The following is a 768-nucleotide window of genomic DNA, read 5'->3' as shown; positions in this document are numbered from 1 at the left end:
AGTTGAGTGACCAACCCACGGAACGCGTAGTTCAAGTGCGTTACTGCTTTACGGTTTTTCGTTACCGCTTGCGTAACAAACTCAGGATTGGAGCTGGCCAGCGCATCGGAAGTGATCACTTCGGCATCTTTGAGTTTGATGAAGTAGCTTTTCGCCATAACCTTCACTGAAATACTCGATTGGTCTGCAACGTATTCTTTCAGGCCAACAGAAAGTTCAGTGTTGAGTTTTTGAAAGCGGCGTGATGACTTCTGCACTTCTTCTTGTGCTGAAAACATTGCTTCATAGTTGTCCATCGCTTCGAGTGCTTCGGTAAAGTAGCTTTGCTCTAGCGTCTTCAGTTGAGAAAAAGGTTCGGCAAGAGAAGGGTAGATCTGGCTTGCTGATTCGAGCTGCGCCAAAGTGGATTCAAAACGTTGTTGAGATCTCGCAAACTCCTGACGCATTTCTTCCATGCGCTGTTTATTCTCAGTGGTTAGAAAATCTTTAAAAGACTTGTCGGCAGAAAGCAGTTCCACACTGGTTTGGTTAGATAACGATACAAGGGGCAACGATGATTTAGAGACGGTTTCAAATTTACCGTGAATATCGTGCATTCCCCCCATCATAATGGCAATTGTGACAGCAAACAGGATGATGATCAGCGCAAAGCCCGCATACATCCTTTTAATAACTGAACCTCGCATAAGTGAGCTTCCTCTCCCAAAAATAGACAACATAAATAAGAATTGTCTTAAAAAAGTAACAAAATTCATTGGATTGTATTGA

General features: G+C 43.1%; 1 pseudogene. It reads right to left on the bottom strand.

From position 1 onward, the window contains the following. Nucleotides 1-686: pseudogene (locus R7093_RS25120) on the bottom strand (methyl-accepting chemotaxis protein); the annotation flags it as partial. Nucleotides 687-768: the final 82 nt, after the last annotated feature.

The sequence above is a fragment of the Vibrio sp. 1580 genome, from assembly GCF_033340055.1.
This window is presented reverse-complemented; position numbering and strand designations above follow the sequence as displayed.